We start from the raw sequence: 24,791 nt of genomic DNA on the forward strand, positions 1-24,791 counted from the left end.
CATAAATGTTTTGCGCCAATGTTTTTTTGTTAAAAGGGCAATTAATTTTCTTCTTCAATCACCAGTTTGACAATGCCAGAGTATATGCCAGCAGGGGCGCTATCAGGCTGTTTAGCACTTATGACTAAGTCAAGATCAGTATCATTACTAGCAGTATCTAAATCGAAAGATACAGCCTTCAAACTTGGCTTCATATCTTTACCTCCTAATGTTACTTTATGGTCGGTAAATTCGTGGTTACCATCTTTGTCCTTCAATTCGAAAGTGTCAGGCATGGAAATGTTAACTTTATTCGCAGTTGCTGACTTTATTTTAATATTTTCAGTGTGAGTATAAGTGCCGTCGTTGTTTTGAACGTCATAGTTAAGCTTGATTTTATCGATTGGGGTACCATCGGCTTTGTTCATACTGACGACGGAATGAACTTCCGCTTCAACCTGAATATTTTTTTCTAGCGCTTGTGCATAAACTGCTGCGCTACTAACTAATGCGGCCATAGTTACAATTGATAATAGAGTCTTTTTCATTATGGATACCTAATAGTCCTTTATGTAAAACCCATTCGACATGAATTGGGTTATTATTTTGGTATTTTTTATGGGTATATAACGACAATAATGAGGGTGTTAATATAGTCGTATTAATACCGTGCCCCACAAGGCGAGAGAACAGTAACATGTCTGACAGAAGAGGTTCAATAATGGTATGGCTAAATTAAGGAAAGAAAATTAACTTAAGTTAAATGAGTTAATAACTTTCTAATTATGTTTAAATTTTTATTTCTTTTGTTTGATTATATTTTTTAAATTATCAATGGATTTCTCTAAAGCAGTCACTTAATTCGTCGCTTAAGATAATCACGTATCCTTTTTGATTTTCTTGTCATTTTTCTGCCATCTAAAAGCGATATTTCTGTCATGAAACAGTGTCATGTTTGCTTCCGAACAAAAACTGATTTATTTCGCTCATCCGCCGCAGTTCATTGAGGTGAGCCATACAGATTTATTCAGGGGCAAGATATGTTTAACAACATTATTGGTAAAACATCAATTTGTGTCGCGCTGACCTTGGCATTGAGTGCCAATGCGCTGGCGGTAACTGAAATTCCTTTCTGGCACTCGATGGAGGGTGAGTTAGGTGTGGAAGTGAATTCGTTAGCCGATCGTTTTAACCAGTCGCATGCTGATTATAAAATTGTACCGGTCTATAAAGGTAACTACGAACAGAGTTTGGCGGCGGGTATTGCGGCTTTTCGTTCAGGGAAAGCACCGGCGATTTTGCAAGTTTATGAAGTGGGTACCGCAACCATGATGGCCAGTAAAGCTATCAAGCCGGTATTCCAGGTCTTTAAAGACGCTAATATCAATTTCGATGAATCCGTCTTTGTGCCAACGGTTGCCGGCTATTACACCGATGCTAAAACTGGCCATTTATTATCCCAGCCATTTAACAGCTCCACCCCGGTGCTGTATTACAACAAAGATGCATTTAAGAAAGCGGGTTTGAATCCAGATAAACCGCCTAAAACTTGGCAAGAGCTGGCTGAAGATACCGCTAAATTACGTGCCGCGGGTTCAAGTTGTGGTTACGCCAGCGGCTGGCAGGGCTGGATTCAAATTGAAAACTTCAGCGCCTGGCATGGCCAACCAATCGCCAGCCGGAATAATGGTTTTGATGGCACTGATGCGGTATTAGTGTTCAACCAGCCGGTGCAGGTTAAACATATTCAATTGCTGTCGGACATGAACAAGAAAGGCGATTTCACTTATTTTGGCCGCAAGGATGAATCAACCGCCAAGTTTTATAATGGTGATTGTGCGATTACCACCGCTTCCTCCGGTTCACTGGCGGATATTCGCCACTACGCCAAGTTTAATTACGGTGTTGGGATGATGCCATATGACGCCGATGCCAAGAATGCTCCGCAAAACGCCATTATTGGTGGTGCCAGTTTGTGGGTGATGGACGGTAAAGATAAAGACACTTATAAGGGCGTGGCTGAATTCTTGCAATTCTTGGCCAAACCAGAAATTGCCGCCGAATGGCACCAAAAAACGGGTTATCTGCCAATCACCACCGCCGCTTATGAGCTGACTAAGCAGCAGGGCTTCTATGATAAAAATCCAGGTGCTGATGTTGCGACTCGCCAAATGCTGAACAAGCCGCCTTTGCCGTACACCAAAGGTTTGCGTCTGGGCAATATGCCACAGATTCGTACCGTGGTAGACGAAGAGTTGGAAGGTGTCTGGACTGGCAAGAAGACGCCTCAGGCAGCACTGGATACCGCGGTAACGCGGGGTGATGTGCTGCTGCGTCGCTTTGAGCAAGCAAACAAATAATATTCTTTGGCTATTTTATTCGGCCGTGTGGGGCGGTGCGCTGCCTCGCAAACGGCCGATGTCAGTAACGCCAAATTAGATATGACGTTTTGGTTAACACTGCGGTGGTAATCAATACCCTGTTCGATAAACGGTTAATTTTATGTCATCTTCCCGTCCCGGTTTTTCCTGTCATTGGCTACCTTACCTGTTGGTGTTACCGCAACTGGCCATCACCGCCGTTTTCTTCTTGTGGCCCGCGGGTGAAGCGCTGTGGTATTCGGTGCAAATGTTGGATCCATTTGGCCTATCTAGCGAGTTTGTCGGGCTGAGTAATTTTATTGCGCTGTTTCATGATGAATATTATTTGGCCTCGTTTTACACCACGTTGATTTTCAGTTCGTTGGTGGCGGGTATTGGTCTGACTGTTTCACTGTTCCTCGCCGCGATGGTGGATTACGTCCTGCGCGGCAGCCGTATCTATCAAACTTTAATGATTTTGCCTTATGCCGTTGCCCCCGCAGTGGCAGCGGTGCTGTGGATATTTTTGTTCAATCCCGGGCTGGGGTTGATAACTCACGTCCTTGCCACTCTGGGTTACAACTGGAATCACGCGCAAAACAGTGGGCAGGCGATGTTTCTGGTGGTGCTGGCCTCCGTGTGGAAACAAATCAGTTATAACTTCTTGTTTTTCCTTGCTGCATTGCAGTCGATTCCGCGCTCATTGGTTGAGGCCGCGGCTATTGATGGTGCCGGTCCGGTTCGCCGTTTCTTCAATTTGGTCTTGCCGCTGATTTCACCGGTCAGTTTCTTCCTGCTGGTGGTGAATCTGGTGTATGCCTTCTTTGATACTTTCCCGGTGATTGATGCGGCGACTGGCGGCGGCCCGATGCAGGCCACCACCACCCTAATTTATAAAATTTATCGTGAAGGTTTTGCTGGCTTGGATTTATCCAGTTCAGCGGCGCAGTCGGTGGTTCTGATGTTGCTGGTGATTGGCTTGACGATTATCCAGTTCCGCTTTGTTGAGCGTAAGGTGCGTTACCAATGATTGAGAATCGCCGTGGGCTGGATATTTTCTGCCATGTCATGCTGATTATTGGCGTGTTACTGATTTTGTTCCCGCTGTATGTGGCCTTGGTCGCCGCGTCCTTGGATGACACACAGGTATTTCAGGTGCCGATGACCCTGATTCCTGGCCCGCATCTATGGCAAAATATCAGCCATATCTGGCATGCCGGTGTGGGTAATAATAGTGCGCCTTTTGGACTGATGCTGTTGAACAGTTTTGTGATGGCGTTTGCCATTACCGTCGGCAAAATCACGGTGTCGATGTTGTCTGCCTATGCCATTGTTTACTTCCGCTTTCCGCTGCGCAATCTGTTTTTCTGGTTGATTTTCCTCACTTTAATGCTGCCAGTGGAAGTGCGTATTTTCCCGACTATTCAAGTTATTGCCAACCTGAACATGCTTGACAGCTACACCGGCCTCACCTTGCCGTTGATGGCCTCGGCGACCGCCACATTTTTATTCCGTCAGTTCTTTATGACTCTGCCAGATGAGTTATTGGAAGCCGCGCGAATTGATGGCGCGGGTGCGATGCGCTTTTTCTGGGACATCGTCTTGCCGCTCTCCAAAACCAATTTGGCGGCACTGTTTGTTATCACTTTTATCTATGGATGGAACCAATATCTCTGGCCAATCCTGATTACCAGTGATGCTTCGATGGGGACGGCGGTGGCGGGAATTAGAAGCATGATTTCCACCTCTGGCGCACCAACCCAGTGGAATCAGGTGATGGCAGCAATGATTTTGACTTTAATTCCACCGGTCGCGGTGGTCCTTCTGATGCAGCGCTGGTTTGTTCGCGGCCTGGTAGACAGCGAGAAGTAATCTGATATGGCATGTTTAAAGCTCCAAGCAGTCACCAAATCTTATGACGGCGTTACGCCGGTGATAAAACAGATTGATTTAGATGTTGCGGATGGCGAGTTTATCGTGATGGTCGGCCCGTCCGGCTGCGGTAAATCAACATTACTGCGCATGGTCGCCGGGCTAGAACGCACCACCAGTGGGGATATCTATATTGATAATCAACGGGTAACTGACTTAGAACCCAAAGATCGCGGCATCGCCATGGTCTTTCAGAATTACGCGCTGTATCCCCATATGAGTGTGTTTGACAATATGGCTTATGGCTTGAAAATTCGCGGTTTTGGCAAAGAGCAGATCCGCCAGCGCGTTGATGAAGCGGCCCGCATTCTGGAGTTACAACCACTGCTGCAACGCAAGCCACGCGAACTCTCAGGTGGTCAGCGCCAACGTGTGGCGATGGGCCGGGCTATTGTGCGCGAACCCGCGGTATTTCTCTTTGATGAGCCGCTTTCCAATCTGGATGCCAAGCTGCGGGTGCAGATGCGCCTTGAACTGCAACAATTGCATCGCCGCCTGAAAACCACCAGTTTGTATGTGACCCATGATCAGGTCGAGGCCATGACCTTAGCCCAGCGAGTTATCGTGATGAACAAAGGTGTGGCAGAGCAAATTGGCACGCCAAGTGAGGTTTATCAACGGCCAGCCTCCTTGTTTGTCGCCAGCTTTATTGGCTCACCGGCCATGAATTTGCTAGCCGGAACGGTGAGTCAGGATGGGCGTAACTTTATTTTATCAGATGGTGTGGCACTCCCGTTGGCGGTGCCACGGCCGCAATGGGCTTCCCGGCACTTGACCCTGGGTATCCGCCCGGAGCATATTCAGGCAACAACGTCAGCGCAGGGTATCCCGCTGGCTTTATTAACGCTCGAATTATTAGGGGCGGATAATTTAGCCCATGGGCAATGGGGTGGGCAGGGTGTTATCGTCCGGTTATCTCATGAAGAAATGCCTGCGGCGGGCAGTATACTGTATTTATATCTGCCGCCCACGGCGCTGCACTTTTTTGATTCAGACAGCGGATTACGGATGGAATCATGAGTAAAAACTGGCCTTATCCTACTATTGTTGCCCACCGGGGCGGCGGCTCATTAGCACCGGAAAATACCTTGGCGGCGATTGATGTTGGTGCGCGTCATGGCCATAAAATGATTGAGTTTGATGCCAAATTATCGCAAGACGGCCAGATATTTCTCCTGCATGACGACACCCTAGAGCGCACCAGCAACGGCTGGGGGGTGGCGGGCGATTTACCCTGGGAAAAGCTGCTGCAGTTGGATGTTGGTGACTGGTACAGCCCGGCCTTTCACGGTGAGCGCTTGCCATTGCTCTCAGAGGTGGCCGCTCGCTGCGCCCAGTATGGTATGGCCGCGAATATTGAAATTAAACCGACCACCGGCACTGAAACCCCCACCGGTCGGGCCATTGCGCTGGCTGCTCGGCTATTGTGGCAAAGTCAGGTGATACCGCCGTTATTATCCTCCTTTTCGTTTGATGCATTAGCCGCAGCACAGCAGGCCGCCCCTGAGCTACCGCGCGGTTTATTGCTGGATAAATGGGATGATAACTGGCAGGCAATGACCCGCGAGTTGGATTGTGTTTCTTTGCATATTAACCACAAACAATTGACGGCCGAGCGGGTGGCCTTACTCAAAGCCGCAGGGCTGCATATTTTGGTGTATACCGTCAACCAACCTGCGCGTGCGCAGGAATTGTTAAATTGGGGCGTTGACTGCCTCTGTACTGACCGTATAGATTTGATAGGGACAAATTTTACCGGCTGCTGACCCCATCCTATAAGTTATTCCTGCCCACTATAATAAACCGGTCAGCCATTCTTACATTTACGGGCTCACCTGGCCCGGTTTGACAGGAAGTAAACCATGCCCGCCTTTGTTATTTCGCTCTGGCACCAGATTGTTTTGTCTTCTCCGCTCTTTGTGTTGCTCGCGCTGGGGTACTGTTTGGTGCGATTTGGCAAGTGGCCGTCGACTATCACGGATGGCTTAACTCGGTTTGTTTTCTCCCTTGCTTTACCCGCAATGCTGTTTCGTATGATGTGCGATTTCTCCGAGCGCCCGGCAGTTGATGCGCGTCTGCTGATTGCCTTTTTTGGTAGCTGTTTGGTGGTATTTATTATTGGACGAGTTATCGCCAGCCGGGTGTTTCATCTTGATGGTGTGTCCGGCTCAGTGTTTGCCCTCGGCGGGATTTTTTCCAATAATGTGATGCTGGGGCTGCCCATCGCCACCCTGATGTTGGGCGAAAAAGCTATCCCGGCGGTGGCGCTGGTTTTGGTGTTTAATGGCCTGATTTTATGGACATTAGTGACTATCTCAGTGGAGTGGGCGCGCAATGGTTCACCGACGTTAGCCGGTTTTGCCAAAACAGCCCGCAGTGTACTAACTAACCCATTGATTATTGGGATTATCTCGGGCACCTTATTTAGCCTGACGGGCTTGCAACTTCCGCCGGTTATCGACCAGCCCGTCACCCTGTTAGGGCAGGTGGCACCGCCATTATCATTGATTGTACTGGGCATGGGGCTGGCGGAATACCGGGTGAGTGAAGGTTGGCAAATCAGCAGTGCCATTTGTGTACTTAAGCTAATCGTGCAACCCATGGTGATATGGGCACTGGCGTGGGCCATGAATTTACCGGCACTCGAAACCCAGGTGGTGGTCTTGCTGGGCTCAATGGCCACTGGCGTCAATGTTTATCTGATGTCACGTCAATTTAATGTGCTGACCGGCCCTGCCGCCGCCAGTTTAGTGATGTCTACCGTGCTTGCGGCGGTGACCACACCACTGATTTTGACCATTATTGGTGCCGGGGTGTAACTGCGGGCGCGGTGCGCTCCAGGGGGGCGCTCATTCCATCCCCAGCTTAGCCGCTATAGCATCATTTCAGTCACTGGCTGAGGGGTGAATGTTATTCATGTGGTCAATTGTTAACCTCATGTAAACCCACTTCAGCTGAAAATTGTCTTCCGCTTCCGCTACAATGGCACTTTATCACCTCAAAGAGCCAATTTACTGTGTTTTTACTGGTCATTACCACCCTCTTATGGGCGTTCTCTTTTAGCCTGATTGGCGAATATCTGGCCGGGCAGGTGGATAGCTGGTTTTCTGTGCTGATGCGTGTCGGGTTGGCAGCGCTGGTTTTTTTACCTTTCCTGCGTTGGCGCAACATCCCCTGGCGGGTTTGCCTGCTGTATATGACCGTGGGTGCAATTCAGTTAGGTATCATGTACTTATTCAGCTTCCGCGCCTATCTCTATCTTACGGTGCCGGAGTTTTTGCTGTTCACCGTGATGACACCACTGTATGTCACATTAATTTATGATGTGCTACGCCGCCAGCGCCTGCGTTGGGGTTATGCCCTGAGTGCTTTGCTGGCGGTGCTAGGGGCGGCAATCATTCGTTATGACCATCTCAGTGAACATTTTTGGTGGGGATTGATGCTGGTTCAGGCCGCTAATATCTGTTTTGCCATTGGCCAAGTGGGGTATAAGCGCTTGATGGAAGTCCACCCAATCCCGCAGCATGTGGCGTTTTCATGGTTTTATGTCGGCGCTCTGGTGGTTGCCGTCATCGCCTGGTTTGCTTTCGGTAACCCACAGAAACTGCCAACCACATCATTGCAGTGGGGCGTGCTGGTTTGGCTCGGTGTGGGGGCCTCGGCTTTGGGATACTTCATGTGGAACTATGGCGCGACACAAGTTGATGCCGGCACCTTGGGAATCATGAATAACATGCATGTTCCGGCTGGGTTACTGGTGAATCTGGCCATTTGGCAAGAAAAACCCCATTGGCCCAGCTTTATCATTGGGGCAATTGTGATAATGGCTTCGCTATGGGTACACCGGCGTTGGGTCGCTGTGCACTCTTTACAAATGGCAGATTCTCGCAAGCGTGTTGCCGGGCCGAACGAATAAAAGCTTCTGTGACCGGTTGGCGCTGTTCTCCATCACGGACGGCGGCGTATAACCGGCTCCACAAGCCATTTCCCAGTGTTTTCGTGACTACCAATCCCTGACGTTCGAAGCTCTCGACCACCCAGTGTGGCAGGGCGGCGATCCCCATCCGTGCTGAAACCATTTGAATCAACAACAAGGTATTATCGACATTTTTCAGCGACGGGCTAATGCCCGCGGGTTGCAAGAAATGCCGCCAGATATCTAGCCGCTGGCGCTGTACTGGGTAAATCATCAACACTTCTTGCGCCAAATCCTCCGGTTCAATGCGGGCGTTCTTGGCCAATGGATGGTCTGGCGCCAGCACCAGCCGCACTTCAAAATCAAACATCGGTGAATAGTGCAGACCACTGCGCGGCAAGATGTCAGACGTCAGTACCAAATCCAACTCCCCTTGCTGCAAAGCTGGCTGTGGGTCGAATGTCACGCCTGATTGGAAGTCCATTGCCACTTGGGGCCAGCTTTTGTGGAAACTGTCCAGCGCCGGTGTTAGCCACTGTATACAGCTATGGCATTCGATGGCGATACGCAGCGCGGTTTGGTGTGGTTCATTGCAGGTTTGCAGCGCTTGCTTGATTTGCGGCAGCACTTGTTCTGCTAGCTGCAACAGGATCTCACCTTGTGTAGTGAAACGTAATGGTTGGCTTTTACGCACAAACAGACGGAAACCCAGACGTTGTTCCAAGTCACTGAATTGATGAGATAAAGCTGACTGAGTCTGATGAAGTTGTGTCGCCGCCGCAGCCAGTGAGCCGGTATTGCGCAAAGCTTGTAGGGTGCGTAAGTGTTTCAGTTCGATCATGAGAGTCCTTCACAGTGACAGTGAACAAATTGCGCTTGTGATTAATACAGTACCTGCTGATTATAGATGTGTAAACATCTGGATGGCTAAATGGGAGATAAGACGATGACAATTTTAAATCACACACTGGGTTTTCCGCGTGTAGGTCTGAAACGTGAACTGAAAAAAGCACAAGAAAGTTACTGGGCAGGCAACTCCACGCAAGAAGAATTGCTCAATGTGGGTCGTGAATTGCGCGCCCGCCATTGGCAACAGCAACAACAAGCTGGCGTTGATTTGCTGCCAGTCGGTGATTTCGCTTGGTATGACCATGTATTGACCACCAGTTTGCTGCTGGGTAATGTCCCAGAGCGCCATCAGAATGCCGATGGTTCGATTGACTTAGATACCTTGTTCCGCATCGGCCGTGGCCGCGCACCGACCGGCACACCGGCGGCGGCGGCAGAAATGACGAAATGGTTTAATACTAACTATCACTACATGGTGCCGGAGTTCCAACAGGGTCAGCAGTTCAAACTGGGCTGGACTCAACTGTTAGATGAGGTGGATGAGGCGCTGGCTTTGGGCCACAAAATCAAGCCGGTACTGCTTGGCCCGCTAACTTATCTGTGGTTGGGTAAAGTGAAAGGTGAGCAGTTTGACCGCCTCTCATTGCTAAAAGATATTTTGCCAGTTTACCAGCAAGTCTTGGCCGAATTGGCAAAACGCGGTATCGAGTGGGTACAGATTGACGAGCCGGCATTGGTATTGGAATTGCCACAAGAGTGGCTGAATGCCTATCAACCGGCTTACCAGGCACTGCAAGGCCAGGTTAAAGTGCTGCTGACCACTTATTTCGACAGCATCGGCCACAACCTTGACACTATTCGCACGCTACCCGTGCAAGGCCTGCATGTTGATGTGGTAGCGGGCCAGGATGACCTTGCTAGCCTGAATGCGGAGCTGCCAAAAGAGTGGCTGTTATCACTGGGGGTTATCAATGGCCGTAATGTATGGCGCGCCGATCTGAGTCATTGGTTTGAGCGCCTGCAACCTTTGGTGAATAGCCGCTCGCTATGGTTGGGCAGCTCTTGCTCCTTATTACATAGCCCGATTGATTTAAGTGAAGAAACCCGCCTTGATGCAGAAGTGAAGAGCTGGTTTGCCTTTGCCCTGCAAAAATGTGCCGAGCTGGCGCTGCTAACACAGGCGCTGAATGCCCCGACACCAAGCAAACTGGCTGAATTGGCCGCTTACAGTGCGCCAATTCGTGCTCGTCGTGCTTCCAGCCGTGTTCACAATGTACAAGTAGAACAGCGTTTGGCGGCAATCACCGCACAAGATATTGAGCGCCAACTGCCTTATCAGGCTCGTGCTGTTGTCCAGCGCCAGCGCTTTAACTTACCGGCCTGGCCGACCACCACCATCGGCTCATTCCCGCAAACCACCGAAATCCGTGGCTTGCGTTTGGATTTCAAACAGGGCCGTTTAGATGGCAAAAACTATCGCACGGGCATCAGCGAGCACATCAAACAAGCTATTGCGGAGCAGGAACGTTTGGGTCTGGACGTCTTGGTGCATGGCGAAGCTGAACGTAATGATATGGTTGAATATTTCGGTGAGCATCTGGACGGCTTTGTCTTTACGCAAAATGGTTGGGTGCAGAGCTATGGGTCACGTTGTGTTAAACCACCGGTGATTATTGGTGATATCAGCCGCCCTGAAGCCATTACCGTTGAATGGGCCAAGTATGCTCAATCTCTGACGAACAAGCCGGTAAAAGGCATGTTGACTGGGCCGGTGACTATTCTGTGCTGGTCATTCCCCCGCGAAGATGTGAGCCGTGAAACCATTGCTAAACAAATTGCGCTGGCACTGCGTGATGAAGTTGAGGATCTGGAGAAGGCCGGTATTGGCATCATCCAGATTGATGAGCCAGCGCTGCGCGAAGGTCTGCCTCTGCGCCGTGCTGATTGGCAAGCTTATCTGCAGTGGGCGGTTGATGCTTTTAAATTGAATGCAGCGGTCGCGCAAAACGATACTCAGATTCACACCCATATGTGTTATTGCGAGTTCAATGACATCATGGATTCGATTGCTGCGCTGGATGCTGATGTGATTACTATCGAAACTTCCCGGTCAGATATGGAATTGTTGGAGTCATTTGAAGATTTCGCCTACCCGAATGAAATTGGCCCCGGCGTTTATGATATTCACTCACCGAATGTGCCAAGTGTGGAGTGGATGGAGGCTTTACTGTGTAAGGCGGCGCAGCGGATCCCAGCAGAACGTTTGTGGGTTAACCCAGACTGTGGTTTGAAAACCCGTGGCTGGCCGGAAACCCGTCAGGCGCTGGCCAACATGGTGCTTGCAGCACAGCGCTTGCGGGCAGAACAAGCTTAATAACGGTTTACTCTGTTGTGAGACTTTGGGCGCATATTTTGCGCCCTTTTTTTGGACTATTATTCATCGGCCTCAGGCACTGGATTCGCCGCAACCCCGTGTTCTGCAAACCAGTCTAGCATGCGCTGCCAGCCATCCAGTGCGGACTCGGCGTGATAACTGGGGCGGTAATCAGCATAAAATGCATGCCCGGCATCGGGATAAACAATGATTTCGGCATCGGCATTTGCGGCCCGTAGTGCTTGGCGCATGGTGTCGATATGTTCTTGGGTAATACTGCCATCTTTGCCGCCATATAACCCCAACACCGGTGCGCTGAGGTTGACGGCACTATCAACCGGATATTTCGGCAGCAGTAAAGTTTTCTCGCCGACCAATTTGCCATACCAAGCCGCTGCCGCTTTTAATTGCGGGTTATGGGCGGCATATAACCAGGCTATCCGCCCACCCCAACAAAAGCCGGTAATGGCCAATTTGTTGGAATCACCGCCGTGGCGCGATGCCCAATGCGCAGTATGGTCAAGGTCAACCATCACCTGTCTATCCGGTATTTTGCTGACCAGATTTTTAACTAATGCATTGATATCATCATATTCTTTGGCATCCCCTTGGCGAAAAAATAGCTCAGGGGCGATGGCCAGATATCCCTGTTTCGCCAGCCTGCGGCAGATATCCTGAATGTGTTCATGCACACCAAAGATTTCTTGTACAACAATAACAACAGGATATGGGCCAGTATGTTGGGCTGGCTTGGCAATATAGGCCGGTAACTCATCGCCTTGAGACGGGATAGTGGTTTCTGTGCAGTGAATACCGTGTTGATTGGTATGGCGGGTCGTCGGGGCCAGCGGATTGACTGCGGGGGTGAATCCGCTGGTCGCCATTCTGAGAGTCATAGATTGATCCGTTTTCACTGTGATCTCCTTGCGAAATGAGGAAAGTATGGCTCAATAAAGCCTTATTGGGTTGAGCTATCCATGGCTCTGATATTTGCAGTTCTCGACTTTAACTATAGGTAATCTGTGGGATTAATGAGATCAGGTTTTGCCGTAATTCAGTGTTTTATTGCAACATGGGATCTGTCTGATAAGTCAGCGAATAAAGATAAACACACAACATTAATCAATGAGTTCTATTCTTGTTATTCATATATAAAATGACTAGCTCTGTGGTCTGCTTTGTATGAAAAATAGTCTCAGCGTCTTTGTTTTGTGATTAGAGTCACTAATTTAATGTATGTGGAATTTTCATTTCTTTTATCAAGGTGACTCTCGTCACGAAATAATGTGATGATTTTGAGTAAAATATTCCTTTGTACCTCCCTATAACATCTTTCATGAAAGAGGAGTCTCACACATGGCTAAATCTGACGTTTTTCACTTAGGTCTGACTAAAAATGATCTGCAAGGGGCGACTCTGGCTATCGTGCCGGGTGACCCACAGCGTGTTGAGAAAATCGCTAAATTGATGGATAACCCAGTACATCTGGCGTCACATCGTGAATTTACCTCATGGCGCGCCGAACTTGATGGCAAAGCGGTGATTGTCTGCTCAACTGGGATTGGTGGCCCATCCACCTCTATTGCGGTTGAAGAATTAGCGCAACTCGGTGTGCGGACGTTCCTGCGTATTGGCACTACCGGTGCGATTCAGCCGCATATTAATGTGGGTGATGTATTGGTCACAACCGCCGCAGTGCGCTTAGACGGTGCCAGCCTGCACTTTGCGCCAATGGAATTCCCGGCAGTGGCTGATTTTGACTGCACCACAGCATTAGTTAATGCGGCTAAATCAGTGGGCGCGACGACTCATATTGGTGTCACCGCCTCCTCAGATACTTTCTATCCAGGGCAAGAACGCTACGATACCTACTCTGGCCGTGTTGTCCGCCGCTTCAAAGGCTCCATGGAAGAGTGGCAATCTATGGGAGTGATGAATTATGAAATGGAATCAGCCACATTGCTGACAATGTGTGCCAGCCAGGGCCTGCGTGCCGGTATGGTCGCTGGGGTCATTGTTAACCGTACCCAGCAAGAAATTCCGAACGAAGAAACCATGAAAACAACTGAAAGCCATGCGGTGAAAATTGTCGTTGAAGCGGCTCGCCACCTACTGTAATGCCCGCCACTGGCGGATGAATAACTCGTGGTAAATGAATCAGTGAATGTCATACGAGCAGGTCAGTTTACTGGCCTGTTCTTTATTTCGGCTGATTATCTGTTAATGTCGTAGCTCTTATAATGGACAATAATAAGAGGAAAATATGACAACACCTGCTCTATCTCATCCTTCCCTACTGCCACTGGATGGTGGTATTAACTTTCGTGATCTTGGTGGTAACGTTGTTGCCGATGGCCGACTTATCAAGCGCGGGCTATTATTTCGCTCGGGTTCACTTGACCGTTTGAGTTCCAAAGATTGTCAGGTTCTTAGCGGTGGCTCGGTTGCTCAAATTCTAGATTATCGCGACGCAGATGAAGTTCAGGCCAAACCTGACATTATTTGGCAGGGTGCCAGCTATCACAATATTCCAGCCAATCCGCTCAGCAGTGAAGTTAACGCCAATCTTGAGAAACTGACTAACGAGACGTTAGCGACATTTGATGCCAGAGCCTTCATGCTAGAGCTTTATCGCCGCTTACCATTTAATAATCAGGCTTATAAGCAATTGGTCAGTTTGCTACATAATAGTGCTTCGCCAGAGCATGCCGCGGCTGGTGTAGTGCAGCACTGTGCTGTCGGAAAAGACCGCACCGGAGTGGGGTCGGCATTGGTACTGTTTGCTTTAGGGGCTGATGAAGCAACCGTCCTGGAAGATTACCTGCTAACTGAAACCACACTGGCACCTTTTCGTGAACATATGCTGGCTGAACTGGCGCTTAAATTAAATGAGCAAGCGCTAGGTCAATTTGCTTTTGTACTTTCGGCTCGAGAAGAGTTTATTCAAACCGCCCTGCGCAGTATTCAAGAGCGCTATGGTAGCCGTGAGCAATGGCTACAGCAGGAATTTGGTCTTGGCAGCAGTGAGCGTGAAAAATTGCAGTCATATTTCTTGGAGTAATGGCATACCAAGAGCCTACTTTTGTAATTTCTCATCTATTGGGCCACCACTCGGTGGCTTTTTCTAACCGCTTAATGATGCAAACTACCGCTTAACCAGTTCGCTGATATTTCTCTTAGGGCCAAGCGTATGTTAACGCCTGACAAATTCCCTGGAGAGAATGCTCATGCAACATGCGATTACCTTTGTTATCGCCTCCGCGTGTATCCTTATGATCTGCTACCGTTTATACGGTATCTTTTTTGTTCGTAAGGTGCTGCGAGTCGATGACAGTGAAGTTACACCTTCCCACACCTTTGAAGATGGTAAAGATTACGTCCCAACTAAAAAATGGGTGAACTTTGGTAGCCACTTCGCAGCTATTGCTGCTGCTGGCCCCTTGGTTGGCCCTGTATTGGCAGCACAATATGGCTATTTGCCCGGTTTCCTGTGGTTACTGATTGGCTGTGTTATCGGTGGTGCCGTGCATGACACCGTGGTTCTGTTCGCCTCAATGAAACATCAGGGTAAGTCCCTGTCTGAAGTGGCGAAATCAGAACTTGGGCCAGTCGCGGGCTGGTGTACCGGTCTTGCTATGCTATTTATTATCACTATTACCATGGCTGGGCTGTCGATGGTGGTGGTACATGCCTTGGAGCGTAACCCTTGGGGTACTTTCGCGGTCTTCATGACAATCCCTATCGCAATTTGTGTTGGTTTATGGGAACGCATGACCGGCAGCATGAAAGGGGCTTCTTATGTCGGTATCGCCGCCATTATGGTGTGTGTGTTTGTCGGCCCTTACATTGAAGGCACTTGGCTTGGTGAATGGCTAATGCTGAAAGCCGATACTGTTAGTATTATTCTGCCAATGTATGCTTTCTTCGCGACGGCTTTGCCGGTCTGGATGCTGTTAACCCCCCGTGGCTATCTCTCCAGCTTTATGAAAATCGGCGTATTTGGTGCACTGATTGTTGGTGTTGTATTTATTAACCCTGAAATTCAATTCCCAGCAGTAACACAGTTCATTCACGGCGGTGGCCCAGTTCTGGCCGGCCCTGTCTGGCCGTTTATCTCTATTACCATTGCTTGTGGTGCTATTTCTGGTTTCCATGCCTTTATCGGCTCAGGTACTACACCAAAACAGATTGATAAATGGAGTGATATCTTACCTGTCGGGTTTGGAGCAATGCTGGCCGAATGTATGGTTGGGGTAATGGCCCTGATCGCGGCAACTTCCCTGCATCCTGCTGACTATTTTGCAATCAACTCTTCGGCGGAGGCCTGGAGTGTGCTGGGTATGGAAGTGGTTAACCTACCAAAACTGAGTCAGGAAATTGGCTTAGATTTGTATGGCCGCACCGGTGGCGCTGTTACCTTAGCTGTAGGTATGACAGATATCTTCATTCGAGTGCCGTGGTTTAGTAGTTTAGCCGCTTACTTCTTCCAGTTTGTCGTAATGTTTGAAGCTGTATTTATCCTGACAGCAGTTGACTCTGGTACCCGTGTTGCTCGCTACCTGCTACAAGATTTCTTGGGCGATATCTGGGCGCCATTGAAGCGCACTGATTGGTTGCCTGGTACATTAGCGTGTAGTGTTATTGCTTGTGCGCTGTGGGGTTACCTCCTTAACTCCGGTGATATCAACTCGGTTTGGGCGCTATTCGGCGTATCAAACCAGTTAATGGCTTCTGTGGGGTTAATCATTGGTGCCACTATCATCCTGCGTTTGGCGACCAAACGGGTTTACATGCTGACTTGTGTGATTCCACTGGCTTACTTGTTTGTCACTGTAAACTATGCGGGTTATTGGATGATTACCCATGTGTACTTCAATGCAGCAGCGAAAGGTTACAACCTGTTCAATGGTATTATCTCTATCATCATGATGACATTGGGCGTCATTATCCTAATATCAGCACTGAAAAAATGGCGTGAACTGTGGATACGCAGAGCAGCTGAGATGGCTAGTAATAAAGTGGCCACTGCCAACGCCTGATATCATTGATATTCTGAATTCATTGGTTTATCCCTGATAAACGGTCGGAATCTTCCGGCCGTTTATTTTTTGTTAAGCAAACATGCCGACATTTTGAGTATGCTAATGGCAATTTTGTTAATAACAGGGAAATGCCTGTGACCCTAAATGATGTCATTACTACAGTTACCGATTTTGTTTGCGAACATGAAACGTGGGCAATGCCTATCGTATTCATTCTTGCTTTTGGTGAGTCGCTCGCCTTTCTTTCCTTGTTATTGCCTGCAACAGTGATTTTGCTTGGATTGGGCGCATTAATAGGTGAAAGCGGTATTTCTTTCTGGCCGATATGGGCCGCTGCTGTTGCAGGGGCTTTCTTTGGCGACTGGATCTCCTATTGGATTGGCGATCATTACAAAGATCGCGTCGGTACCCTGTGGCCACTTTCCCGCAACCCCCAAATTCTTGCCCGCGGCCATGCTTTTTTCGAGCGCTGGGGGTTCTTTGGTGCATTTATTGGCCGTTTCTTTGGCCCACTGCGCGCAGCCGTGCCCTTGGTCGCTGGGATTTGCGCTATGCCAAAGTTCTATTTCCAATTGGCTAATATCACCTCCGCTATCATTTGGGCATTCGGCATTCTAGCTCCGGGTGCTTTTGGTATTCAGTGGCTTTCTCACTGGATAGATTAACGCAGCCTGGACTCTGCAATAGGGCTCATATTTGTGGCTGACAGTTTTAACGCATTTCTAGGCGGCAAAGTAAGTGGTTTTTTATCTGTTTATTATCTATGCGTACGGCTTCGCAATATGGCATGTAACGGAAAAACACTCTGGACATCCATACAGTATCCCCTTACCTTGACTGACAATAGGTTAATGAGGAGATAACCGTGGATATCAGTTTATTTTATGGGCTGGGAGGCTGCCTACTAGGTGGGCTCATTGGTTGGCTGATGGGCTGCTTGTATCAGCAGCGAAATAAAGCGCAGCAAGATATTGACCGGCGGTTACTGGAACAGGCGTTACAGCAGTCTCAGCAAAATACCTTGGAATTACAGGCTCTTTTACAACGTAATGAACAGCAATCACGACAAGATGAGTTAGAGCTACGCAATTTGCACAGTCAGTTGGCGGCAAATGCTGAAAAACTGCAGCAGTTGGCTCATTGGCGTAATGAATGTGAGCAGCTCAATCAAGAGTTAAGAGCTCAACGAGAAGTGAATAGTGCGCAAGAAGCAGAGCTGCGCGAGGTCACGATTCGCTTAGAAGAAACTCGACTGACTGCAGAAGAAAAGCAACGTTTACTTCTCAATAGCGAACAGCGGCTCACCACTCAATTCGAGAATTTGGCAAATCGCATCTTTGAACAAACTGGTCGTCGAGCAGACGAACAAAATAAACAAAGTCTGGATAGTTTATTGTTACCTTTACGGGAGCAGTTGGATGGTTTTCGAAGGCAGGTTCAGGATAGCTTTGGGCAAGAGTCCCGTGAACGTCATACTCTGACCCATGAAATCCGCAGTTTACAGCAGCTTAATGCGCAAATGGCGAGGGAAGCTCTAAACCTGACTAAAGCCCTCAAAGGCGATAATAAAACCCAGGGGAACTGGGGAGAAGTCGTGTTAGCGAAAGTGCTTGAAGCTTCAGGGCTGCGCGAGGGTTATGAGTATCAAACCCAAGTTAGCGTAAAAATTGACAGTCATAGCCGTATGCAGCCGGATGTTATTGTGCGCTTACCGCAGGGCAAAGATGTCGTTATTGACGCAAAAATGTCGTTGGTGGCTTATGAACGCTATTTTAATAGTGAAGATGATATTGAACGCGAAGCGGCATTAAGTGAACATTTGTCATCATTACGCGCTCATGTCAGGATGCTGGGCCGCAAAGATTACCAGCAACTTCCTGGTTTACGCTCACTTGACTATGTATTGATGTTTATCCCGGTTGAGCCTGCATTTTTGGTCGCTATTGACCGTCAGCCAGAATTGATCAGCGAAGCGCTACAACACAATATTATGTTGGTCAGCCCAACAACATTGCTGGTGGCTTTACGTACTATTACTAACTTATGGCGTTACGAGCACCAAAGCCAAAATGCGCAGCGTATAGCGGAGAAAGCCGCCAAGCTTTATGACAAATTACGTTTATTTGTTGATGATATGGAATCATTGGGGCAAAGCCTCGATAAAGCACAGCTAAGTTATCGTCAGGCAATGAACAAACTGGCGCAAGGCCGTGGTAATCTGATTGGGCAAGTTGAAGGTTTTCGCACTCTGGGGGTCGAGGTAAAACGACCTATTAGTCCAATATTGGCGGAGAAAGCCAGTATGGAGGAAAGCCCGGAGAGTGATTTAGCGCTATCCGATGATGCAGAGTCTGAGATGCATGATTCTGCACCGCTGAAGTATCAGGGTTAGTTGCATGTTCCTCTTCTGTATGATGTTGAGAAAGCTGCGATTAAGCAGTTGCCTTAATACCAGGTGAGGTGGGGCTTTCATCGGAGTTCTGGTACAATTCCTCGAAAGATTGACTGAAAAGCAGGCATAGAAAATGGTAGATCAGGAGAAGGAAACCACTCATTTCGGTTTTCGCACCGTAGCCAAAGAACAAAAAGAAGGCATGGTGGCAGAAGTTTTTCATTCCGTAGCCGCTAAATACGATCTGATGAATGACCTTATGTCGTTCGGTGTTCATCGTATTTGGAAGCGTTTTACCATTGACTGTAGCGGTGTTCGGCGCGGTCAAAGGGTATTGGATCTAGCTGGTGGTACCGGAGATTTAACAGCTAAGTTCTCTCGCCTGGTAGGTGAGCAGGGTGAGGTAGTTCTGGCTGATATCAATGAATCAATGTTGCGTATGGGGCGTGAAAAACTACGCGATAAAGGTATTGTAGGTAATGTTAGCTACGTACAGGCAAATGCTGAAGCTTTACCATTCCCTGATAATTACTTTGATTGCATTACTATTTCATTCGGTTTGAGAAATGTAACTGAAAAAGAAAAGGCGTTACGCTCGATGTTTCGAGTACTAAAACCGGGTGGACGTTTATTGGTTCTTGAGTTCTCTAAGCCACTGCTAGAACCTTTAAGCAAAGCCTATGATGCATACTCTTTCCATATTTTGCCTAAAATTGGTGAACTTGTGGCACAGGACTCTGAAAGCTACCGTTATTTGGCGGAGTCTATTAGGATGCATCCGGATCAAGAAACATTGAAAGGCATGATGATAGATGCAGGATTTGAGAACGTAACCTATTCCAATTTAACCGGTGGCATTGTTGCGTTACATCGGGGTTTCAAGTTTTAACAGGAATAGGATTATGCCGCTAAAATCACTGATATTTAAATCCTTGCCACTGAAACCAGCGTTGCTATCGCCGCTAATAACAGCCGCTATAGAAACATCACTAAATAGCGTGCTCTTTCGCGATAACAGCCTGAAATCTGCACGTTTACGCTTAACGGGGAAAGTCCTGCGTATCGAATTACGTGAGATGAATTTTCCGCTGTTATTAGTATTTAGTGAGCGGCAGGTTGATGTTTTAAGCCAATGGGATGGTGATGCGGACTGCATAGTGAAAACGGATATTACTGTGCTGGTAAAGTTGCGAGACCGCCAACAATTATCGCCTTTGATGCGCAGCGGTGAACTGGCCGTAGAAGGTGATATTCAGGTGGTTCAACAGCTTGTCACTTTATTGGATCTTGCCGAGTGGGAACCTGCTGAATGGCTGGCTCCCTATATTGGTGATGTCGCTGCGGAAACTATTGGGCAGGCAGTACATAAAAGTAGCCGTTTTCTCAGTAAGCAATTGCAACAGCAGCAACTTTACTTGGCTGAAGCAATAACCGAAGAATGGCAAATGGCCCCAGCACCGCTAGAAGTGGTGTGGTTTAACGAAGAGGTTGATGCTACTGCTCGTGCAACCGAGGCTTTGAGTGCCAGGTTGGCAACCATGGAGACAAAACAATGACGCCAGGAGAACTTCGGCGCCTGTATCTTATCATTCGGGTTTTTTTGAGTTATGGACTGGATGAGTTAATCCCGAAGATACGTTTGACATTGCCACTACGCATTGGTCGCCATCTATTTTTCTGGTTGCCTAATCGCCATAAAGATAAACCGTTGGGTGAGCGTTTACGCCTTGCTTTACAGGAGTTAGGGCCTGTCTGGATCAAATTTGGTCAGATGATGTCCACGCGCCGCGACCTCTTCCCGCCGGCAATTGCTGATCAGCTTGCGTTATTACAGGATAGAGTTGCTCCATTCGATGGTGCTTTGGCACGAAAGCATATTGAAATCGCAATGGGTGGGCCGTTAGAAACATGGTTTGATGATTTTGAGCAGAAAGCTCTAGCCTCTGCTTCTATTGCTCAGGTACATACGGCGCGTTTAAAAGAGAATGGGCAAGAAGTCGTACTCAAAGTTATTCGGCCTGATATTTTGCCCATTATTAAAGCTGACGTACGTTTGATGTATCGTCTTGCTGGTTGGGTACCCAAGCTTTTACCTGATGGTCGCAGATTGCGTCCACGGGAAGTTGTACGTGAATATGAAAAAACACTGCTTGATGAGCTAAATTTGCTGCGCGAGGCTGCTAACGCTATCCAGTTGCGACGTAATTTTGAAGATAGCCCGATGCTGTATATTCCTGAAGTTTATTCTGATTATTGCCGTGAAAGTGTATTGGTGATGGAGCGAATTTACGGCATACCTGTATCTGATATTACCGCTTTGGAAGATCAAGGCACCAATATGAAGTTGCTGGCTGAGCGCGGGGTTCAAGTCTTTTTCACTCAGGTGTTTCGTGACAGTTTTTTCCACGCAGATATGCACCCTGGGAATATATTTGTTAGCTATGAACATCCTCACGACCCACTTTATATCGGTATTGATTGCGGCATTGTCGGTTCACTGAATAAAGCGGATAAACGCTATCTGGCTGAAAATTTTATTGCTTTCTTTAATCGGGATTATCGGCGGGTTGCAGAGCTGCATGTCGATTCTGGCTGGGTTCCTCGTGATACTAATGTTGAGGATTTCGAGTTTGCTATCCGCACCGTCTGTGAGCCTATTTTTGAAAAACCACTGGCGGAAATATCCTTCGGACATGTGTTATTGAATCTTTTTAACACGGCACGCCGTTTTAATATGGAAGTACAGCCACAGCTGGTTCTCTTGCAGAAAACATTATTGTATGTTGAGGGGCTAGGGCGTCAACTCTATCCGCAGCTTGATCTCTGGACAACAGCTAAGCCATTCCTTGAGAGTTGGTTGCGAGATCAAGTTGGTTTGCCTGCGGTTATCCGAGCATTGAAAGAGAAAGCACCATTCTGGGCTGAAAAGTTTCCAGAGTTACCAGAGCTGGTATATGACAGTTTGCAGCAGCACAAATTATTACAGCAAAGTGTCGATAAACTCACCACTCAGATGCAAGGCCAGCAGCGGCGTCAGGGTCAATCACGATATTTGTTCGGGGTTGGGGCTACACTATTAGTCAGTGGTACCATTTTATTCTTGGCTGATGCGGTAGAAATCTCAACAGGATTCATTATTGCTGGAGTATTGGCTTGGTTTATTGGTTGGCGGCGAACCAGTTAATATGCTTATTGCTGAAAGTCTCTGTGGATAATCTATTGTGCGGCTTATGAGTAATGTAAAAGGTATTCAAGAAGTCGCTTATTTGTTCAAGAAGCTATGCGTTAGTTCAAAATGCGGTAAGTTAGATAGGTATTCACAGCGGTTATATGACGTATAATACGACTTTCTGTGAAACAACCCTTGTATATAGAGGTGAATGTAATGGGTGGTATAAGTATTTGGCAGCTATTAATCATTGCCGTAATCGTTGTCCTGTTGTTTGGTACTAACAAATTGCGCACGCTAGGGTCAGATCTGGGGGCATCCATCAAGGGCTTTAAAAAAGCAATGGGTGATGAGCCACAAGCACCACCAACGGATGCTGATAAAACCAGCAACGACGCTGATTTTGCAAAATCGATCGCTGAGAAACAGCAGCCGGTTGTTAAAGCTGAAGAGTCTAAGAGTCACGACAAAGAGCAGGGATAAGCTGTGTTCGACATCGGGTTTAGTGAACTGCTGCTGGTACTTGTGATCGGTCTGGTCGTCCTTGGGCCAGAACGGCTACCAGTGGCTGTAAGAACAGTCGCTGGTTGGATTCGTACATTGCGTTCACTTGCGGCCACTGTACAGAACGAATTAGCACAAGAGCTTAAGATACAAGAGTTGCAAGACAGCCTGAAAAAAGCAGAAGAGGCCGGTTTGCAGAACTTGACCCCTGAGTTGAAAGCCTCCATGGATGAACTCAAAGAGGCTGCGCAAGCGCTGAAGCGGTCTTATCATTCTGACATTGGCTCGGAAGCACCACACACGATCCACAACCCGCTAGTGACAGAACCGGAGGCGATTCATGATGGAGTGACGCCTGCTGAGTCCGCAACAAAGGCTCAAGCATCCCCTCAAGCGCCGAGCTCTAATATTGATAAAGCAGTGACTCCGGTAGTGGCCAAAACCACCTCGGATAGTGATGGAAAACCGGTGATTCAGGATGAGGCATTTTCAGTGTCTGGCTCTGTGTCTGTAGATAGAGAGCCGGTTCCTGTTATGAATGCTCCCGTGACTAAGGCACAAACTGCCACTGCTGACGACATCCATAGCACAGATTCACTTCGTGCTGACCAACCTCGAACTCACCAACCTGGCGGCGATCGGTAAACATGGCTGTTGATGATACCCAACCTCTTATTACTCATTTAATAGAATTGCGTAAGCGGCTATTGAATTGCATCATCACTATTTTAGTGGTTTTTTTCGTATTGGTTTTTTTTGCCAATGATATTTACCACCTGGTTTCAGCACCGTTGATCAAACAACTGCCTGTTGGCTCCAGTATGATCGCGACAGATGTCGCATCACCATTTTTTACCCCGATAAAATTGACCATGATGGTCTCGGTGTTTGTTTCAGCGCCGATGATCCTTTATCAGGTTTGGGCGTTTATCGCCCCTGCGCTGTACAAACATGAGCGCCGCTTGATGGTGCCACTGCTGATATCCAGCAGTTTCTTATTTTATCTGGGAATGGCCTTTGCTTACTTTGTGGTTTTCCCGTTGGCCTTTGGTTTTTTTGCCAAAACTGCGCCGGAAAGTGTGTTAATCGCAACAGATATCACGAAGTACCTTGATTTCGTCATGGCACTTTTTATGGCTTTTGGTATTTCTTTCGAAGTCCCGATTGCGATAATTCTTCTGTGCTGGGCCGGGGTAACAACCCCTGAAGCATTGAAGAAAAAACGGCCTTATGTGTTTGTTGGCGCTTTTGTTGTGGGAATGCTGCTCACCCCACCTGATGTGTTGTCACAAACATTATTAGCAATTCCGATGTATCTATTATTTGAAGTGGGTGTGTTCTTCGCCCGTTTTTACTCCGGTAAACAGCGCCGTACCGATACTGAGGAAGAGGATGAAGAAGTCGATAGCCATCCGAAAGAACCTTAAATTTCTGCTTTGATATTCTAGCCGCCCTCTGGGCGGCTTCTGTTTTGGAACATCTATGTTTGATATCGGCGTGAACTTAACCAGTTCACAATTTGCAAAAGATTGCCCTCAGGTCGTAGCCCGTGCAAAAGAAGCTGGGGTTACCGGTATGCTGATTACCGGTACAAATGCTAAAGAAAGCCAGGCTGCACTTGATGTTGCCATGGCCTATCCAGAATATTGCTGGTCAACGGCCGGCGTTCATCCTCATCATGCGAGCAGTTGGCAAATAGAGGTAGAGCAGCAAATTAGGGCATTGGTAACCAATGACGCTGTCGTCGCCATTGGCGAATGTGGGTTGGATTTTAATCGCAACTTTTCCACTCCCGCAGCACAAGAAATCGCCTTTACTGCACAGCTTGCTTTGGCCGCTGAACTTTCTTTGCCCGTTTTCTTGCATTGCCGAGAAGCTCACGAACGTTTCATCACTCTGCTTTCGCCTTGGCTAGATAAAATTCCCGCGGCTGTGGTGCACTGCTTTACCGGCACTGCTGATGAATTAAATTCTTGCTTGGCATTAGGTCTGTCTATCGGTATTACCGGTTGGGTCTGTGACGAGCGACGCGGCCTTGAACTTAGGGCGTTATTACCGCGTATTCCTGTTGAGCAATTGCTGCTGGAAACCGATGCCCCGTATTTATTGCCGCGAGATATACATCCTAAACCTGCATCCCGCCGCAATGAACCCTGCTTTCTGCCTCATATCGTCCAGCAGGTTGCTGCCTGGCGACAAGAAGACCCGCAATGGCTGGGACAGAAAACTGATGAAAACGCCCGCCGGATTTTCCGGTTGGTTTAAGTTAGGAGA

The 24,791-nt window shown here is 48.1% G+C and carries 23 protein-coding genes; 20 read left to right on the forward strand and 3 right to left on the reverse strand.

The window, feature by feature from the left end; translation table 11 throughout:
* Window positions 1-41: 41 nt before the first annotated feature.
* Complete coding sequence (locus tag D5F51_RS01285) at window positions 42-527, reverse strand: CS1 type fimbrial major subunit (protein WP_129195393.1); 486 nt, start codon at window positions 525-527, stop codon at window positions 42-44.
* A 492-nt stretch (window positions 528-1,019) separates the two neighbouring features.
* Between D5F51_RS01285 and ugpB the strand changes: the two genes are divergently transcribed.
* From ugpB to D5F51_RS01320, 7 genes are all read left to right on the forward strand, one after another.
* The gene (ugpB, locus tag D5F51_RS01290) at window positions 1,020-2,339 is read left to right on the forward strand and encodes a sn-glycerol-3-phosphate ABC transporter substrate-binding protein UgpB (protein ID WP_129195394.1); all 1,320 of its coding nucleotides are present in this window, start codon (window positions 1,020-1,022) and stop codon (window positions 2,337-2,339) included.
* Window positions 2,340-2,481: 142 nt separating this feature from the next.
* A complete protein-coding gene (gene ugpA, locus D5F51_RS01295) occupies window positions 2,482-3,369 on the forward strand; it encodes a sn-glycerol-3-phosphate ABC transporter permease UgpA (RefSeq protein ID WP_129195395.1) in 888 nt (295 codons plus the stop codon).
* Entirely contained in the window at window positions 3,366-4,211 is an 846-nt protein-coding gene (gene ugpE, locus D5F51_RS01300) for a sn-glycerol-3-phosphate ABC transporter permease UgpE (protein ID WP_129195396.1), read from the forward strand. The genes ugpA and ugpE overlap by 4 nt, the downstream gene beginning before the upstream one ends.
* A gap of 6 nt (window positions 4,212-4,217) precedes the next feature.
* Window positions 4,218-5,291, forward strand: coding sequence for a sn-glycerol-3-phosphate import ATP-binding protein UgpC (locus tag D5F51_RS01305; RefSeq protein ID WP_129195397.1), 1,074 nt, complete (start codon window positions 4,218-4,220; stop codon window positions 5,289-5,291).
* Window positions 5,288-6,037 (forward strand): glycerophosphodiester phosphodiesterase, encoded by a 750-nt coding sequence (ugpQ, locus tag D5F51_RS01310; RefSeq protein WP_129195398.1) that lies wholly within the window; start codon window positions 5,288-5,290, stop codon window positions 6,035-6,037. The genes D5F51_RS01305 and ugpQ overlap by 4 nt, the downstream gene beginning before the upstream one ends.
* A 96-nt stretch (window positions 6,038-6,133) precedes the next feature.
* Window positions 6,134-7,090 (forward strand): AEC family transporter, encoded by a 957-nt coding sequence (locus D5F51_RS01315; RefSeq protein ID WP_025379861.1) that lies wholly within the window; start codon window positions 6,134-6,136, stop codon window positions 7,088-7,090.
* Window positions 7,091-7,287: 197 nt separating this feature from the next.
* Window positions 7,288-8,187, forward strand: a complete 900-nt coding sequence (locus D5F51_RS01320; RefSeq protein WP_025379860.1) for a carboxylate/amino acid/amine transporter — start codon at window positions 7,288-7,290, stop codon at window positions 8,185-8,187.
* On the opposite strand, the gene metR is transcribed toward D5F51_RS01320, so the two are convergent.
* Window positions 8,075-9,028 (reverse strand): HTH-type transcriptional regulator MetR, encoded by a 954-nt coding sequence (gene metR, locus D5F51_RS01325; RefSeq protein WP_087768282.1) that lies wholly within the window; start codon window positions 9,026-9,028, stop codon window positions 8,075-8,077. The genes D5F51_RS01320 and metR overlap by 113 nt on opposite strands.
* Before the next feature lie 105 nt (window positions 9,029-9,133).
* Here metR and metE point away from each other — a divergent pair, with 105 nt between their 5' ends.
* Entirely contained in the window at window positions 9,134-11,410 is a 2,277-nt protein-coding gene (gene metE / locus D5F51_RS01330) for a 5-methyltetrahydropteroyltriglutamate--homocysteine S-methyltransferase (protein ID WP_025379858.1), read from the forward strand.
* A gap of 59 nt (window positions 11,411-11,469) precedes the next feature.
* Here metE and D5F51_RS01335 read toward each other — a convergent pair whose 3' ends face one another.
* Complete coding sequence (locus tag D5F51_RS01335) at window positions 11,470-12,324, reverse strand: dienelactone hydrolase family protein (protein WP_145507587.1); 855 nt, start codon at window positions 12,322-12,324, stop codon at window positions 11,470-11,472.
* A gap of 442 nt (window positions 12,325-12,766) precedes the next feature.
* Here D5F51_RS01335 and udp point away from each other — a divergent pair, with 442 nt between their 5' ends.
* From udp to tatD, 12 genes are all read left to right on the forward strand, one after another.
* Window positions 12,767-13,528: a uridine phosphorylase gene (gene udp, locus D5F51_RS01340; RefSeq protein WP_005163896.1), complete on the forward strand. Its 762-nt coding sequence runs from the start codon at window positions 12,767-12,769 to the stop codon at window positions 13,526-13,528.
* A 145-nt stretch (window positions 13,529-13,673) separates the two neighbouring features.
* Window positions 13,674-14,471 (forward strand): tyrosine-protein phosphatase, encoded by a 798-nt coding sequence (locus D5F51_RS01345; protein ID WP_025379856.1) that lies wholly within the window; start codon window positions 13,674-13,676, stop codon window positions 14,469-14,471.
* A 166-nt stretch (window positions 14,472-14,637) separates the two neighbouring features.
* The gene (locus D5F51_RS01350; protein ID WP_162301663.1) at window positions 14,638-16,449 is read left to right on the forward strand and encodes a carbon starvation CstA family protein; all 1,812 of its coding nucleotides are present in this window, start codon (window positions 14,638-14,640) and stop codon (window positions 16,447-16,449) included.
* Between the two features lie 137 nt (window positions 16,450-16,586).
* Window positions 16,587-17,117: a DedA family protein gene (locus D5F51_RS01355; protein ID WP_129195400.1), complete on the forward strand. Its 531-nt coding sequence runs from the start codon at window positions 16,587-16,589 to the stop codon at window positions 17,115-17,117.
* Between the two features lie 200 nt (window positions 17,118-17,317).
* Window positions 17,318-18,844, forward strand: a complete 1,527-nt coding sequence (gene rmuC / locus D5F51_RS01360; RefSeq protein WP_162301664.1) for a DNA recombination protein RmuC — start codon at window positions 17,318-17,320, stop codon at window positions 18,842-18,844.
* Window positions 18,845-18,977: 133 nt separating this feature from the next.
* The gene (gene ubiE / locus D5F51_RS01365) at window positions 18,978-19,733 is read left to right on the forward strand and encodes a bifunctional demethylmenaquinone methyltransferase/2-methoxy-6-polyprenyl-1,4-benzoquinol methylase UbiE (RefSeq protein ID WP_025379853.1); all 756 of its coding nucleotides are present in this window, start codon (window positions 18,978-18,980) and stop codon (window positions 19,731-19,733) included.
* Between the two features lie 13 nt (window positions 19,734-19,746).
* Complete coding sequence (gene ubiJ, locus D5F51_RS01370) at window positions 19,747-20,400, forward strand: ubiquinone biosynthesis protein UbiJ (RefSeq protein ID WP_162301665.1); 654 nt, start codon at window positions 19,747-19,749, stop codon at window positions 20,398-20,400.
* Entirely contained in the window at window positions 20,397-22,028 is a 1,632-nt protein-coding gene (ubiB, locus tag D5F51_RS01375; RefSeq protein WP_025379851.1) for a ubiquinone biosynthesis regulatory protein kinase UbiB, read from the forward strand. Before ubiJ ends, ubiB begins: the two co-directional genes overlap by 4 nt.
* Window positions 22,029-22,229: 201 nt before the next feature.
* Window positions 22,230-22,496 carry a Sec-independent protein translocase subunit TatA gene (tatA, locus tag D5F51_RS01380; RefSeq protein WP_129195401.1) on the forward strand — a complete coding sequence of 89 codons (267 nt, stop codon included), beginning with the start codon at window positions 22,230-22,232 and terminating at the stop codon, window positions 22,494-22,496.
* Between the two features lie 3 nt (window positions 22,497-22,499).
* Window positions 22,500-23,162 carry a Sec-independent protein translocase protein TatB gene (tatB, locus tag D5F51_RS01385; protein ID WP_129195402.1) on the forward strand — a complete coding sequence of 221 codons (663 nt, stop codon included), beginning with the start codon at window positions 22,500-22,502 and terminating at the stop codon, window positions 23,160-23,162.
* Window positions 23,163-23,164: 2 nt separating this feature from the next.
* Window positions 23,165-23,944 (forward strand): Sec-independent protein translocase subunit TatC, encoded by a 780-nt coding sequence (gene tatC, locus D5F51_RS01390; protein WP_087768285.1) that lies wholly within the window; start codon window positions 23,165-23,167, stop codon window positions 23,942-23,944.
* A gap of 55 nt (window positions 23,945-23,999) precedes the next feature.
* Window positions 24,000-24,782: a 3'-5' ssDNA/RNA exonuclease TatD gene (gene tatD / locus D5F51_RS01395; RefSeq protein ID WP_129195403.1), complete on the forward strand. Its 783-nt coding sequence runs from the start codon at window positions 24,000-24,002 to the stop codon at window positions 24,780-24,782.
* The last annotated feature ends 9 nt before the right edge of the window (window positions 24,783-24,791 follow it).

This window comes from Yersinia hibernica (genome assembly GCF_004124235.1).
GTDB classification, from domain to species: domain Bacteria; phylum Pseudomonadota; class Gammaproteobacteria; order Enterobacterales; family Enterobacteriaceae; genus Yersinia; species Yersinia hibernica.